We start from the raw sequence: 13,994 nt of genomic DNA, 5'->3' as shown, positions 1-13,994 counted from the left end.
TCGGCGCGCTCGTGGCGGCCCGACATGACGTCGGCGAGCGGTACGCAGCCGCCGAGGTCGGCCGCCTCCCGGTGCAGTGCGGCCTCGGTGACCTCCTTGATCACCGGGGCGATCGCCCGCAGCGTGATCTGGGCACGGCGGTGGTCGGTCAGCCGCAACCGCAGTGCGGCTCCGGTGAAACTGACGGCGAACGCGAACAGGTCGCCGGCCACCGCCTGTTCGGCGCCCACGCCGCCGGCCGCGTACGCTACGCCGGCCGCGACGGCCTGACAACAGGGCGTCCGCTTCGCTGCCACCAGCTCCGCGAAGCGGTCCAGGGCGGCGCCGCCCAGCGCGAGTTGCGCCGTGTCCAGCATCTGCCGTCCGGTCCGGGTGGCGGCCAGCCGCAGCTCGCGGTTGAGCTTGCTGGCGTGCAGCCGTTGGTCGATCTCGACGACGGTGTCCCAGTCCCCTTTGGTGGCGGCCCGGTTGGCGATGGCGAGTGCGGTGGCGTCGGCCGGGCCGACCGAGTGGCGCAGGAGGTCGGTGAGTAGTGCGGGCATGCTGTGCTGGTCGACCTGCCCGGCCTGTCGGAAGCCCTCCAGGCTGTGGGAGAGGGTGTAGAGGCCGCTGGGGAACGCGGAGTCGGTGAGTTGGAGGCTGACCAGCAGTGCGTCGAGGGTGGCGGTCATGCGAGGTAGAAGAGGTGGTTGAGCGGCAGGGTTTCGGCCGGCGCGATGGTGGCCGGTTCGCCGTCCAGCGTCACCTGGTACGTCTCCGGGTCGACCTCGATCCGGGGCAGCGCGTCGTTGCGCACCATGTGCTGCTTGCCCACCGTCCGGCAGTGCCGAACCGGCAGCACCCGGCTCTCCAGGCCGAGTTCGGTCGGCACCCCGCGGTCGATGGCGGCCTGGGACATGAAGGAGACGCGGGTGGCCTGTCGGGCGCGGCCGTAGGCGCCGTACATCGGGCGGTAGTAGATCGGCTGGGTGGTGGGCAGCGAGGCGTTGGGGTCGCCCATCAGCGCCCAGTTGACCATGCCGCCCTTGATGACCAACTTGGGTTTGGCGGCGAAGGAGTTGATCGGCCACAGCACGATGTCGGCGAGTTTGCCGGGCTCGAGTGAGCCGATGTAGTCGGCGGTACCGGCGGCGATCGCCGGGTTGATGGTCAGCTTGGCCAGGTAGCGCAACACCCGGAAGTTGTCGTGGCGTTCGCTGTCGCCGCCCAGCTTGCCGCGCTGGTCCTTGCAGTGGTGGGCGGTCTGGAACGCCCTCGCGAAGGACTCGCCGATGCGGCCCATGGCCTGGGAGTCGGAGGAGAAGATGCTGATCACGCCCTCGTCGTGCAGCACGGTCTCGGCGGCCACCGTCTCCGCGCGCACCCGCGAATCGGCGAAGGAGACGTCCTCGGGGATGTGGTGGCTCAGGTGGTGGCAGACCATCACCATGTCGAGGAGCTCGTCGATCGAGTTCACCGTGTACGGCAGCGTCGGATTGGTCGAGGAGGGCAGGACGTTGGGCTCGCCGGCGATCCGCATGATGTCGGGGGCGTGACCACCGCCGGCGCCCTCGGTGTGGAAGGTGTGGATGGTCCGGCCATCGATCGCCGACACCGTGTCCTCGTAGAAACCCGACTCGTTCAGGGTGTCGGTGTGGATGGCGACCTGCACGTCGTACTCGTCGGCGACCCGCAACGCGGTGTCGATCGCCGCCGGCGTGGTGCCCCAGTCCTCGTGCACCTTCAGACCGCACACACCCGCCTCGACCTGCTCACGCAGCGCCTCGGGCAGTGAGGCGTTGCCCTTGCCGAGCAGGCCCACGTTGACCGGCAGGTCCTCCACCGCCTGGTACATCCGCCCGATGTTCCACGGCCCTGGCGTGCAGGTCGTGCCGTTGGTGCCATCGGTGGGCCCGGTGCCACCACCGATCAGCGTCGTGATGCCGTTGGTCAGGCCCTCCTGGACCTGCTGCGGGGCGATGAAATGGATGTGCGTGTCGATACCACCGGCCGTCGCGATCAGATGCTCACCCGAGATCACCTCCGTGCCAGGGCCGATCACCAGCTTCGGATGCACACCACTCTGCAACCGCGGGTTCCCGGCCTTGCCGACCGCCGTGATGAAACCGTCCCTCACACCGATGTCACCCTTGACGACACCCAGCACCGCATCCAGCACCACCACATTGGTGATCACCAGATCCAGCGCACCCTGCCCACTGGTCGCGGCCGGATCCTGGGCCATGCCGTCCCGGATGACCTTGCCACCGCCGTAGACCGCCTCGTCGCCGTAGTGGCCCTGGTTGAAGTCGTGCTCGACCTCCACCACCAGGTTGGTGTCGGCGAGGTGGAACCGGTCACCGACGGTCGGACCGAACAAGTCGGTGTACTGCCTGCGAGGGATCATCGCCATCAGAGCTCGCCCCCCGTGTGCTCGATCGCTGCGCCCCGGAAACCGAGTTCACCCGCGCGGCGCAGCGCCTTGGCGCGGGTGTCCGTCGAGCCGAGGCCGCCGTTCACCAGGCCACTGAAGCCGACCAGGCGGCGACTGCCCGCGTACGCCGTCAGCTCGACCTCTCGGGTGTCCCCCGGTTCGAACCGGACCGCGGTGCCGGCTGGCAGGTCCAGGTGCATGCCGTAGGACCGGTTGCGGTCGAACGCCAACGCCCGGTTGACCTCGAAGAAGTGGTAGTGCGACCCGACCTGGACGGCCCGGTCGCCGGTGTTACTCACCGACAATCGCACCTTCTCCCGGCCCGCGTTGATCTCCACGGGATCGTCTCCGTACAGGTAGGCGGGTCTGCCTGCCATGGCGTCTCTCTTTCGGACGTGCGTCGGCGTGGTGGGGGCGCGGTCAGTGCTGGTGGGCCGCGTGCGGATGGGGGCCGGGGTGGGGGTGCGGGTGGCCGTGGCCGTGGCCGGCTGCGATTCCGGCGGTGATGCCGTCCTCGCCGTGGCCGAGCAGGTGCAGGGCCGCGGCGGCGCGGGCGTGCAGCACCTCGGCGACGGCCCGGTGACTCAGCAACGGGCCGCCGAAGCCGGCTGGGAGCTGGGCGACCCGTCGGGCGCCGAGGCGGCGACAGCGCTCGAGCCCCTCGGCGATGTCCGGGTCGCCGCCGTCGAAGGCGACCTCGACCGTGCGGTGCTTGCCGTACTGACGCACCAGCCGGGCTGTCCGGTACAGCTCCGCATCCGCCTCCGGGCCGGCGGCGGGTGCCGTGACCAGCAGGGCGTCCGCGTCCGGCTGGGCGCCGGCGGCGGCCCGGAGCCAGCCGACCAGGTGGCCGGTGGTGCCGAACGGCTCGGTGAGGGCGAGCCGGCCCGGACCGGCCGACCCGGCCAGCCAGCGCAGTGCGCGCGCTGTGTCCGCCACCAGCTCGGGGTCCCGGCCCAGGGTCATCGGGACCACGCAGACCGGCTGGGTACCGAGGGCGAGGGCGTCGGTGACGGCCCGGATGAGCTCGCGCCCGACCGGTGCGGCGCGCAGCGCGTATCCGTGCTCGGTGAGGCTGTACAAGTCCCGGGCGCCGTTGCTCTCGTGGCCGCCGGCCAGGACGAGCGTGACGGCGGGCCGCGGGTGAGTCGGGGAGGTGGGCCGCACTGTTCAGGCGCCGACCGGGTCGTGGCAGGAGACCAGCTTGGTCCCGTCCACGAAGACCGCCTCGACCTGGAGCAGCGGGAGCATCTCGCGCACGCCGGGCATCACGTCCTCGGAGCTGACGACCGTCTTGCCGAGCTCCATGCACTCGGCCAGCGAGAGGCCGTCCCGGGCGCCCTCCATGAGCGCTTCGCTGATCAGCGCGACGGCCTCGCTGTAGTTGAGCTTCACACCGCGGGCGCGACGGCGGCGGGCCAGATCGGCCACCACGTAGATGTACAGCTTGTCGATCTCCCGCGGGGCGAGGTTCATCGGACCCTCCTTCGAGAGGTTCAGGGGTGGGTGAGCACGGCGGTGCAGGCGACCCGCCGGAAGCGTCTGCCCATGGGAGCAACGGTTTGTTTCGGGGAGTTTGACGAATTGTCACAACCACCGGACCGGTTGCCGGATATGTTGGAACGTACAAGCACGAGTGGCTGAACCGTCCGCCCTGATGTCAGATCACACAGTTGCCCGGGTCACTGTCGGGACCTCTAGAGTCTCCACATCCGGATGCCGGCACCCCGTACCAGGCGGGATCAACGCCTCCCGGACGTTCTTCCCTCCCTCTTCTCCCCCCTCTCCTCGCCACCCCTGGCACCGTTCCTGCCGCCAGGAACACCTCGTCGTAGCGCCCGGCCTGACACGGCGCTGTCCGCGCACAACCGGAGGTCCCGATGCACCCGCAGAGCGAGTCCGAGAGCGCCACACCCGGCCCCGCGCCGGCCCATCCCGTCGACCAGGTGCTGCCCGCACCCCGGCTGGCGGTCCTCGGTCTCCAGCACGTCTTCATCATGTACGCGGGCGCTGTGGCCGTCCCGTTCATCGTGGGCAGCGCCCTCAAGCTCGACCTGCACACCATCGCCCTGCTGGTGAACGCGGACCTGCTGGTAGCCGGCATCGCGACGATCATCCAGGCGGTCGGCATCTCCCACCTCCTCGGCGTCCGGCTGCCGGTGGTGGCCGGTGCCACCTTCACCGTGGTCAGTCCGATGATCACCATCGCCGCCAGGCACGGACTGCCCACGGTCTACGGCGCGATGCTCGTCTCCGGCGTGTTCGGCCTGCTCATCGCGAAACCCTTCGCCAAGATGATCAGGTTCTTCCCGCCGCTGGTGGCGGGCACGGTCATCGTGATCATCGGGCTCTCACTGATCGGCCCGGCAGCGGGCATGATCGCCGGCCATGACACCTCGGCCGCCGACTACGGGAAGCTGTCGCACATCGCCCTCGCCTTCGGCGTGATCGCGCTGATCGTGCTCTTCAGCCGGCTGCTGAACGGCTTCCTGGGCCAGCTCGCGCCGCTGCTGGCGCTGGCCCTCGGCACCCTGGCTTCGATCCCGCTGCACCTGTTCGACCTGAGCGGTGTCCGCTCCGCAGGCTGGTTCGGCATCGCCGCGCCGTTCCACTTCGGCGCACCCCGGTTCGACGCGGCGGCGATCATCTCGATGTGCGTCGTGATGCTGGTGACCTACACCGAGTCCACCGCGGACATGCTCGCGGTGGCCGAGATGACCGGCAAGGAGCTGACCGACGCCGACATCGCGCGCGGCCTCGCCACCGACGGCCTGTCCGCCGTGCTCGGCGGCTTCATGAACTCCTTCCCCGACACCGCGTACGCGGAGAACGTCGGCCTGGTCCAGATGACGGGGGTGCGCAGCCGCTGGGTGGTCGCCGTGGCGGGCTGCTTCCTGCTGGTGATGGGCCTGGTGCCCAAGGTCGGTGCGCTGATCGCGGCCGTCCCCGAGCCGGTGGTCGGCGGCGCGGCCCTGGTGATGTTCGCGATGGTCACCGCGGTCGGCGAGCAGACGCTGAGGAAGGTCGAGTTCAACGGCAACCACAACCTCCTGATCGTCGCGGTCTCGCTCGGCGTCGGCCTGCTGCCGGCGGTCGCCACCGACCCGCACGGCAACGAGGTGTTCTTCCAGCACTTCCCCGCCTGGGCGCAGACCATCTTCGGCAGCCCGATCACCCTGACGGTACTCCTCGCCTTCACCCTCAACCTGCTCTTCAACCACCTCCACCTGCCGACCCCCGGTCCCACCTCGCCGCCCGCCGCCACAGAGACGGAGGCGGCGACGGAGCCGGAGCCGGAGCCGGAGCCGGATCGGGTGCCGCCGGTGGCGGGTTGTTCGACGTCATGCGCTCAGCGGGCCACCTCGTCATCACAGACGTTCTTCTGGGAGTCCCCGCACCCCGGCGTCTCCACAGCGCGAACCCGACTGTGCGGGTGCGACGGCTGACCACCGCGCTGCCGACACCCCGTTGCCCCCACGCACTCATCGGCCGGCCTTGACCGAGCGCCCGGGCAAGGCCGCCTGACGAACAGTCACTCTTCAGCCGACTCCACGATCACCAACGCACCATGGCTTCCGGGGCGGACCCTGTGCCCGGCTCCCGCCGGCACCATGTACAGCTCGCCCGCCCGGACCGTCACCGGCGTGCCGTTCACGTCCAGCTCCAGTCGGCCGTCGAGCACGATCAGCGCCTCATCAGTAGCGTGGCTCTCCTCCGCCACCGACAGCTCGTCCATGCGCAGGACCTTCACGCAGGTCGCCCCCACCTGGCCCAGCCTGCGAGAGCTCCACGCTTGCGGCAGACCAGCCGCAGTCGCCATCAGATCGACCACACTCACGGCACACCCCTCCCAACGGACCCGTTCGGTCGCGCCGACCAGTCCCGCATCAAGATCAATGGATGCCTCGGAAACTACCCGAGCAGGAGCACGAAGCGGTCGACCGTTTGGCAAAGACTTCCGTCTTCCACCGACGGGCGCGGGGTGGTCAGCCATGCCGGATCTCTGACCGCGCCTCGCCGGCGGGCGGCCGTGCGATAAACAGCCCTTTGACAGCGACTATATGACGGATCATCAGTTGCCACAGTCATTCCTGTTCCCCCGCCACGGCCCTACTGTTCTGTCAGACAGACGGGGGCAGACCCTGAGGGGGACCATGCACATCTACTGCGATCGCTGCGGGTTCGAACGCGACTACACCGGCGCCATGAACCAGAACGGCGTTGTGTGCGCCGTCTGCGGCTTCGGCCGCATGCGCAACGGCGTGCCGCCCCGTGGCTTCACCATCACTCCGGACCGCCGGGCGATCCCGCGCAACCTGCCCGTCCGGCCGTACAGACCGGTCACCACGGGTGGGATGGGCGTCTCCTCGGACTTCGAGTACTTCGCCGGCCAGACGGGCGGGCTGTACGAGAAGTACGTCCGCGCGAACAGCCTCTACATCGGCAAGCTGACCAACCTCTGGGTGCCCGAGCCGGAACAGTTCGCCTGGCTCACCCCGTACACCGGCAACAAGCACAACCGCGCCCACTTCACCCAACTCGTCCTCGCCAGGGTCGGGCGGGCCAAGTTCACCGACAACGGCGGCAAGCTTCCCCGGCTGATCGAGCCGTTCGTCGGCTCCGGCCAGATCTTCCTCAACGCCTCGTGCTGGGGGCCGTCGCTCAACGACGGCCTGCCACTCTTCGGTTCGATCGTGGCGGGCGATCTGAACCCGTACGTCATCGGCCTGTACCAGGCGGCCATCGAGCTCGGCGACTACTTCGTCCGCAAGTACCGCAGCCTGGCGATCGAGTGGGACACGACCCCGCAGCGCAGTTACGGGCAACTGGTGGAGGACCTGGAGTACGGCGGGCGGGCGGCGCTCGCCGGCGCCGCGGGCGATCCGGACTTCGCCCGGCTGACGATCAGCAAGTACATCTGGCTGGTCAACCGCTGCACGCGCGGCACCAAGCTCACCAAGCGCGGCGGCGTACAAGGCGCGCTCAACCCGGAGGCGGTGCCGCGCCTCCAGGAGATCCGCGACCGCGAAGTGCGCACGCTCACGGCGGTGGTGGAGCTCTGCGGGCAGGCCCCCATCGAGGACTTCGCCTGCCGCGACTTCCGGGAGACCTGCTACCTGGCCCGACCCACCGACATCGTCTTCATGGACTGCCCGTTCCCGAAGTTCACCAACGCGATCCCGCCGCGCGGCACCGCCAACCCGGAGACGTACCAGTCGGAGTCCGCCAACACCTACGGCACCGGCGACGACGGCGCCGCCTTCCAGACGCTGATCCTGGACATGGCAAGGCAGTTGGTCCAGCGGGGCACCACCGTGCTGCTCTGCAACTTCGCCAACCCGGGGCTGATCCAGGCGTACTCGCGGCTGCTCGGTGACGTCCCCGCCGCCGAACTGAAGTACTACACCTACACCTACCGCTCGCCGAGCACGCTGAGCGAGGCGTACCAGCTGACCGTCCTGCCGGGCCGCAACAACCCGACGGTCGCCGGGTGCCCGGAGCGGATCCTGTCCGACTGGGTGCGCAGCGGCGGTGACAACGCGGTCGCCGGCGAGTTCTTCGCATCGCAGGAGCGACTCAGCGCGGCCGACCGCGCGTACGACGCCCGGTACGCGGAACAGGAGCAGAAGCGCCAGGAAGCCGACGGGGACTTCGACATGGGCTAGCCTGCGCGTCTCACTCGGTGCCGAGCTCCTGCTCACCCTTGGAGGCCCCACGGTAGGGCGCGAAACGGCCATGCGGACCGCGCGGGTGAACCGCATGGCCGTTTCCGCTCACCTACCGACCGAAGGGGCGGGTGGGGCTACGGCAGCTTCCACTGCTGGTTGGTGCCGCCGGTGCAGTCCCAGATCTCCAGCCGGGTGCCGTTGGCGGTGGCGGCGGCCGGGTCGTCGAGGCAGCGGCCGGACTGGGTGCCCTTCAGGGTGCCGTCGGCTTGCGGGACCCACTGCTGGTTGGCACCGCCGTTGCAGTCCCACAACTCGACCTGGGATCCGTTGGCGGTGGCCGCGCCGGTGACGTCGAGGCACTTGCCGTCATGCGTCAGGCTGCCGTTGGACCAGTTCCACACCTGCGAGCTGCCGCCCGTGCAGTCCCACAGCTGAACCGCGGTGCCGTCGGCGGCGGAGTCGCCGTTGTCGTCAACGCACTTGGCGGGCAGGGCCGAGGCGACCGGGCCGGTGTGGTTGCTGGGCGTGCCCGGGGTGAGGGCGAAGTTGTCGAACTGGTCTGTCTGGTAGCCGGTCACGCCCAGGCCGGCCTGGCCGTTGGTGAAGCTGCCGTCGGTGGCACTGCCCACGGTGCGGCCGTCGATGCTCGCGGTGAGGGTGGTGCCCTGCATCGACAGACTGACGGTGTGCCAGTGACCGGTGCCCAGCGGGGCGGTGGTGGTTCCGCCGGCCAGGGTGGTGAAGTTCCAGCTGGTGTCGCTCTTGACGATCGACCAGGCGCCGGTGTCGCTGACCCGCAGGTGGTAGGCGTTCAGGCCGTTGTTGTTGCGGCCTTGCTGGTTGACCCGGCCGAGCAGCTCGACGCTGCCGGCCTGTTCGAACATCGTGTCGGCGCTGACGGTGTAGTTGGACCAGCTGCCGTCGCCCATGATGGTGTACGGGGCGTCATAGGGCTCGTCGGTCCAGCGGATCGGCTCGGTCGGGGCCATCTGGCGCAGGCAGGTGCCGGTGCGGCCACCGCCGCAGCGGACCGTCTGGAAGGCGCCGTTCATGTCCGTGAAGTACTTCGGCGAGGTGGTGGTGGCCGGCGTCTCGAAGCTGTCCGCGTACGGCAGTTGGAGCGGGCCGGCGGCCGGCGGGGTGGCGGCGCCCTTGCCCTGACCGGTGGTGGTGGTCACCGTGTAGACGTGGCCCGGCTGCAGGCCGAGCGTGTAGCTGCCGTTGACCGGGGTGATGTCCTGCTGGTGGACGAACCAGTCGGCCGGATTGGCGGAGTCGAGGTCGGTTGCCCAGACGTGCACCTTGCCGGTGGACAGGCCACCGGTGACGCTGAACTTCGCGGTCTGGGGAGCGGTGGCGTCCATCGTCTCGATGACGCTGCTGTAGTCGCGGTTGTCGGGCGACTTGAGCGTGACGTAGCTGCCGTTGGCGCGGTCGCCGCCGAGGTAGCCGTCGGCGGAGTCGATGTACTGCCAGCCCGGCTTGGTGAACTGGGTGGTCTGCGCGGTGACCCAGGTGGTCTTGCCGATGGTGTAGTTGCCGGACCAGGGCTGGTTGGCGATCGACATGCCGTCGGTGGAGAAGAACAGGTTGGGGTAGAGCGCGGCGATCACCGGCCAGTTGATGAACGAGGTCATCTTGCCGTCGATGTAGTCGCGGTTGATCGCGCGCGCCACCGAGGCCGCGCCGTCGTTGGCGTCCTCCGAACCGTTCTCGCTCGCCCACAGCGGCTTGCCGAGCGCCTGGGCGTTCGCGGTGCTGGGGCAGCTGGTGAAGGACCCGAGGTAGCCGCAGGGGTAGTGGACACCGACGATGTCGACGGCGTTCTTGAACGCGGGATCGGCGGCCATGTCATCGGCCACCGACCAGTCGGAGTCGGCCGCGACCACCTTGGTGGCACCGTAACCGCGCGACACCAGCGTCGACTTGAGGTTCTCGTACCAGCCCTTGTCGTAGCCGCGCTCGTTCCAGCCGCCGAGGTAGCTGATGTCCAGCTGGTGCTTGCCGGCGCAACCCATCCAGTCCATCAGGTAGTTGATGGTGTCCTGCGACCAGAAGTTGCCGCCGCTGCCGGTGTTGCCGATCCAGCCGGGCGCACCCCAGGCCAGACCGTAGAACCTGATGTTCGGGTTGCGGGCCTTGGCCTGTGCGGCCAGCCACCACTCGTAGCCCTGGTTGCAGTCGACGGTGCCCTTGGTGTGCTCGATGCTGGGCTCGGCGCCGTCGGTGGAGTTGGCGTCACCGCCGATCTCCAGCTTCAGCACCTGGAGATCGGCGCCGTAGCCCGGCTTGAACAGGTAGTCGAGCAGCCGGCTGCGCTGCGGCTCCGGATAGTCCACCAGCAGGCGGGAGTTGCCGCCGCCACCGGAGATCGCGCCGACACCGTCGAAGGTGAGGCCCGGCTTGGTGCCGTCCACGGTGATGGGGGTGGATATGGGAGTGGAGATGGGGGTGGAGATGGGGGCCGGTGTGGCGGACGTGGCAGGAGCGACGGCCAGGGCGGGGGTGGCAGCCTGTCCGGCGACGAGTGCGCCGGACAGCAGGAGCGAGGCGGCGACGGCCGCCCTCCTGAGGGTGCGTCCGGGACCGGACGGGACACGCGGGACACGCGGGACACGCGGGACACGGAGGAATCCGTGCATGGGGGATGCCTTTCGTACGACGCCGGAAGTGGCTTACCGCACACCGCCTCCGGGCGGTGGGGTGGGTGGGGAGATCGCAATTGCCCAGAAGCAAACAGATACGACCAGCACCGCACAGTAGGGCCACGGAGAGTCGACGGTCAACGGCCCCATCGCGGGCACCGCCAAAGATCCTGGTACGCATTCTTTTCGCGGAACCGGATCAGTGCGGCCGGGGCCGAAGAATCCGCCGTATCCGCCGCATCCGGGTGGACTCCGCATACGCAATCAATGGATCGGAAATTACTGAGTAGTCCTTTCCATGGGTATTTTCGGGTTCCCGTCAGCTTTTGAAAGTGATGACACGTGATCGGTCCTGTGGCATTCGGTCCGGCCTCACTCGTCCGTCCGATAGACGGCCGCCACCCGCTTCCGGCTGGTGCCGAGCTTCTTCAGCACCTTGGCGACGTGGTTCTCGACCGTCCGCGGCGACAGGGACAGGGCCTCGGCGATCCGCTGGTTGGTGACTCCGGCGGCAAGGAGACCGGCGACCTCCTGCTCACGCGGCGAGAGGCTGCTGCCGTACCCTCGGCGGCCGGGACCGCGGCGCAGGACACCGAGGTCGCGCAGCACCTGTGCGCAGCGCGCGGCATCGGCGGTGGCCCCGAGGTCCGTGAAGAGCGCCAAGGCCCCCGTCAGGGGTTCGACCGCCGCCCCCGGGGCGGTTCGACGCCGTGCTTCGCTCTCCCGCTCGAGGGCGCGGGCGGTCTCGTACGGGCGGCCGATCCCCCGCCACCTGCGTGCTGCCTCGGCGAAGTGCCCGGCGGCGGAACCGGGGTCGGCCTGCTGAAGCAGCAAGCCGCGGATGACGTCCAGGTCGGCGGCGGCCGCCGGGGCGTCGCGCCCGCGGAGTCCGCGCTCGATCTCGGCGCTCAACTGCTCGGCGGCCCCGCGCCGGTCGCAGGCCAGCGCCGCCTCGACCGCCGCCGACAGCAGGCCCGCCGCCCGTGGCCACGCGGCGGCACGCCGCACGGTACCCACGGTCTTCTCCGCGACCGCCCATGCACGGGGGCCGTCGCCGGTGGCGAGGTGGAGGGGGATCAGGCCGGCGGCGGCCCGCAGCTCGAAGCCCACCAGCAGCTGATCGGCACCGGTCGCGAAGGCCTCGCCGAACAGTTCCAGCGCCGCGGTGCGCTGTCCCCGGACAGCGGCGAGGGTCCCGGCCAGGATCGCTCGCTCGGCGCGAAGGCCGGCCGCGGTCGGGTACTCCTCGATGAGGGAGTCGAGGCGTCCTCGGAGCCCGTCCCAGCGGCCGGCGAGGGCGTCCTGCCGCAGCAGGACGCCGCTGGACAGGACGACGGAGACGGGCCTTGCGCCGTGCGTGCCGAGCTGCCGGGCCTCGGTCGCCATCGAGGCGGCCCGCCGATCGTGACCCAGGTAGGTGGCGGTGTCGGCGACGTTGAGCAGGGTGCGCGCGGTCTGCCCCAACAGCTCGCGGTCTTCGGTGTGGCGTGGCAGTCGTTCGGTCAGCTCCCAGACCGCCGGGTCGCCCTGGCACGTCATCAAGGTGAGGCGGGTGGCGAGCACCGTGGCCCGCAGCACCTCGCTGCCGCTCTCGCGGGCCGTCTCCTCGGCACGCTCCAGCCAGGCACGCGTGTACTGCGGCCCCTCGGCCTCCTTGAGGGCCAGGGCGACCATCGCTCGGACGGCGAGCTCGGGGCGGCGGCCCGCCAGCTCAGCGGCCGCCTGCTCGACCTCCTCGAACGCGGCGCCGACGGCGTTCTCGTTCAGCAGACCGATGCCCAGGCGGAGCCGGATCTCGCCGCGGATCTCCTGCGGCAGCCGGCGGTCGTCGAGGAGCCGGCGCAGCAGCCCGGCATGGGTTCGGAAGTCGAGGCTGGTGGCGGCGACCCCGGCCAGGGCCAGAGCCGCCCGGGACCGCGCCTCACCCTCCAGTTCGGGCCGGTCGAGCACCTGGTGCAGCAGAGTCGCGGCCGTGCCGCCGTCGCGCACGGCGATCGCCTGGTACGCGGCCTCCTGAGCCCGCAGCAGCCAGCCGGCCGGGTCGCCGATGGCGAGGGTGTGGTGCGCGATCTGCACCAGCGGGACCGGAGTACGGGCCTGGAGCACCTCGATCGCGCGCCGGTGCAGCCGGAGCCGGGCGGGGGCGGGGACGTGCTGGTAGGCGGCCTGCTGGGCGAGCGCGTGCCGGAACGCGTACGCGCCATGCTCCGCCTCGCGCAGCACCGACGCCCGGAGCAGTTCGATCAGCGCATCGGCGCCCTGATCCGCGTCCAGGCCGGCGAGGGCGGTCAGCAGCTCCTCGGGCGCGGGGACCTCGAGCACCGCGGCCGCCTCCGCGATCGACGCGGCGGCGGGCGACAGCCCGGCGAGTCGCTCGGTGACCGCCTCGCGCAGCCCGCGCGGCACGTCGGCCACCCGCAGCCGCTCCACCGCCTCGGTGTGGCCGTCGGTACCGCTGTGCTCGGCGAGGGTGATCAGGTCCTCCTCGGCGACCAGCGGCAGGCCCTCGCTCCGCCGGTAGAGGGTGGCGCCGAGGGCGGCGGTGGCGCGCGGACCGAGGGCGGCGGCAGCCAGCTCCCGGACTTCGGACTCCAGCAGCGGGCCGAGCTGGATGACGGATCCCCCGGTGCCCGGCGGGCGACGGTAGGCGGCACCGAGCACGGCACTCCCCTGCGGCAGCTCCTCGGCCCGGTAGGTGAGCACCAGGCTGAGCCGCGGGGGCAGGTCGCGGGCGAGCAGCAGGAGCAGATCGCGGGTGGCCTCGTCCGTCCAGTGCAGGTCCTCGACGACCAGCACGGTCGGCCCGAGCGCGGTCAGGAACGACCGGACGGCCTGCGGAAGTCGGAAGCGCCAGCCGACAGGGCCGACCGACGGGGGTGGCGGCGGGAGCCGGTCGGCCAGATCCGGCAGCAGCAGGGCCAGGGCGCCGGCGCTGGGCGGGAACGCCGGGGCGTTCGCCAGGTCGGCCCTGCCCAGCGCGTCCGCCACCGGCCCGTACGGGAGCGGCTCGCGCAGCGGGTGGCAGAAACCGGTCAGCACCTGGTACCGCTCGGCGCGCAGCACGGCGCAGGCCTCGCGAACCAGACGCGACTTGCCGATCCCGGCCTCGCCCTCGACCAGCACGACCGCGGGCGGCTTCCGCACCGCTGCCAGCAGCCGGCCGAGCTCCCGCTGCCGCCCCACCAGCGGGAACCGCTCACTGCGGCCCGCCGTCCCGCCATCGAGGCCCCGAATCACATGATCACCATGCCGCGCAACCCTAGAACG

10 protein-coding genes are annotated in these 13,994 nt (G+C 70.5%); 2 read left to right on the top strand and 8 right to left on the bottom strand.

Features of this window, described 5'->3' with window-relative positions; all coding sequences use genetic code 11:
• The 5 genes from AC060L_RS30800 to AC060L_RS30780 form a co-directional block, all read right to left on the bottom strand.
• Nucleotides 1-671, bottom strand: a 671-nt coding sequence (locus tag AC060L_RS30800; protein ID WP_483800311.1) for an urease accessory protein UreF, incomplete at its 3' end; no start/stop codon positions are given.
• The gene (ureC, locus tag AC060L_RS30795) at nt 668-2,392 is read right to left on the bottom strand and encodes an urease subunit alpha (protein ID WP_483800312.1); all 1,725 of its coding nucleotides are present in this window, start codon (nt 2,390-2,392) and stop codon (nt 668-670) included. The genes AC060L_RS30800 and ureC, both read right to left, overlap by 4 nt.
• On the bottom strand, nt 2,392-2,790 hold the full coding sequence (locus AC060L_RS30790; protein WP_483802244.1) for an urease subunit beta: 399 nt from the start codon (nt 2,788-2,790) through the stop codon (nt 2,392-2,394). Before AC060L_RS30790 ends, ureC begins: the two co-directional genes overlap by 1 nt.
• Before the next feature lie 43 nt (nt 2,791-2,833).
• Nucleotides 2,834-3,580 carry a sirohydrochlorin chelatase gene (locus AC060L_RS30785; protein WP_483802243.1) on the bottom strand — a complete coding sequence of 249 codons (747 nt, stop codon included), beginning with the start codon at nt 3,578-3,580 and terminating at the stop codon, nt 2,834-2,836.
• 3 nt (nt 3,581-3,583) lie between these two features.
• Nucleotides 3,584-3,889, bottom strand: a complete 306-nt coding sequence (locus AC060L_RS30780; protein ID WP_483802242.1) for an urease subunit gamma — start codon at nt 3,887-3,889, stop codon at nt 3,584-3,586.
• Between the two features lie 404 nt (nt 3,890-4,293).
• Here AC060L_RS30780 and AC060L_RS30775 point away from each other — a divergent pair, with 404 nt between their 5' ends.
• Complete coding sequence (locus tag AC060L_RS30775) at nt 4,294-5,859, top strand: nucleobase:cation symporter-2 family protein (RefSeq protein ID WP_483802241.1); 1,566 nt, start codon at nt 4,294-4,296, stop codon at nt 5,857-5,859.
• 86 nt (nt 5,860-5,945) lie between these two features.
• Here the strand turns inward: AC060L_RS30775 and AC060L_RS30770 are convergent, their stop codons facing one another.
• Nucleotides 5,946-6,149: a cupin domain-containing protein gene (locus tag AC060L_RS30770; protein WP_483802240.1), complete on the bottom strand. Its 204-nt coding sequence runs from the start codon at nt 6,147-6,149 to the stop codon at nt 5,946-5,948.
• A gap of 469 nt (nt 6,150-6,618) precedes the next feature.
• On the opposite strand from AC060L_RS30770, the gene AC060L_RS30765 reads away from it, so the two are divergent.
• Nucleotides 6,619-8,079 carry a DNA adenine methylase gene (locus AC060L_RS30765; protein ID WP_483802239.1) on the top strand — a complete coding sequence of 487 codons (1,461 nt, stop codon included), beginning with the start codon at nt 6,619-6,621 and terminating at the stop codon, nt 8,077-8,079.
• A 137-nt stretch (nt 8,080-8,216) separates the two neighbouring features.
• On the opposite strand, the gene AC060L_RS30760 is transcribed toward AC060L_RS30765, so the two are convergent.
• The gene (locus tag AC060L_RS30760) at nt 8,217-10,499 is read right to left on the bottom strand and encodes a ricin-type beta-trefoil lectin domain protein (RefSeq protein WP_483802238.1); all 2,283 of its coding nucleotides are present in this window, start codon (nt 10,497-10,499) and stop codon (nt 8,217-8,219) included.
• Between the two features lie 600 nt (nt 10,500-11,099).
• Nucleotides 11,100-13,964 (bottom strand): helix-turn-helix transcriptional regulator, encoded by a 2,865-nt coding sequence (locus AC060L_RS30755; protein ID WP_483802237.1) that lies wholly within the window; start codon nt 13,962-13,964, stop codon nt 11,100-11,102.
• Nucleotides 13,965-13,994 lie beyond the last annotated feature (30 nt).

It is taken from the genome of Kitasatospora sp. NEAU-69 (genome assembly GCF_057158765.1).
Note: the sequence above shows the minus strand (reverse complement) of the source record. Positions and strands in the feature narration are given on the sequence as shown.

What these genes read in the sequence shown, in the direction of transcription:
- AC060L_RS30775 (WP_483802241.1), top strand. Translation starts at nt 4,294, where the DNA reads ATGCACCCGCAGAGCGAGTCCGAGAGCGCCACACCCGGCCCCGCGCCG.
- AC060L_RS30765 (WP_483802239.1), top strand. Translation starts at nt 6,619, where the DNA reads ATGAACCAGAACGGCGTTGTGTGCGCCGTCTGCGGCTTCGGCCGCATG.
- AC060L_RS30780 (WP_483802242.1), bottom strand. Translation starts at nt 3,889, where the DNA reads ATGAACCTCGCCCCGCGGGAGATCGACAAGCTGTACATCTACGTGGTG.
- AC060L_RS30790 (WP_483802244.1), bottom strand. Translation starts at nt 2,790, where the DNA reads ATGGCAGGCAGACCCGCCTACCTGTACGGAGACGATCCCGTGGAGATC.
- ureC (WP_483800312.1), bottom strand. Translation starts at nt 2,392, where the DNA reads ATGGCGATGATCCCTCGCAGGCAGTACACCGACTTGTTCGGTCCGACC.
- AC060L_RS30770 (WP_483802240.1), bottom strand. Translation starts at nt 6,149, where the DNA reads ATGGACGAGCTGTCGGTGGCGGAGGAGAGCCACGCTACTGATGAGGCG.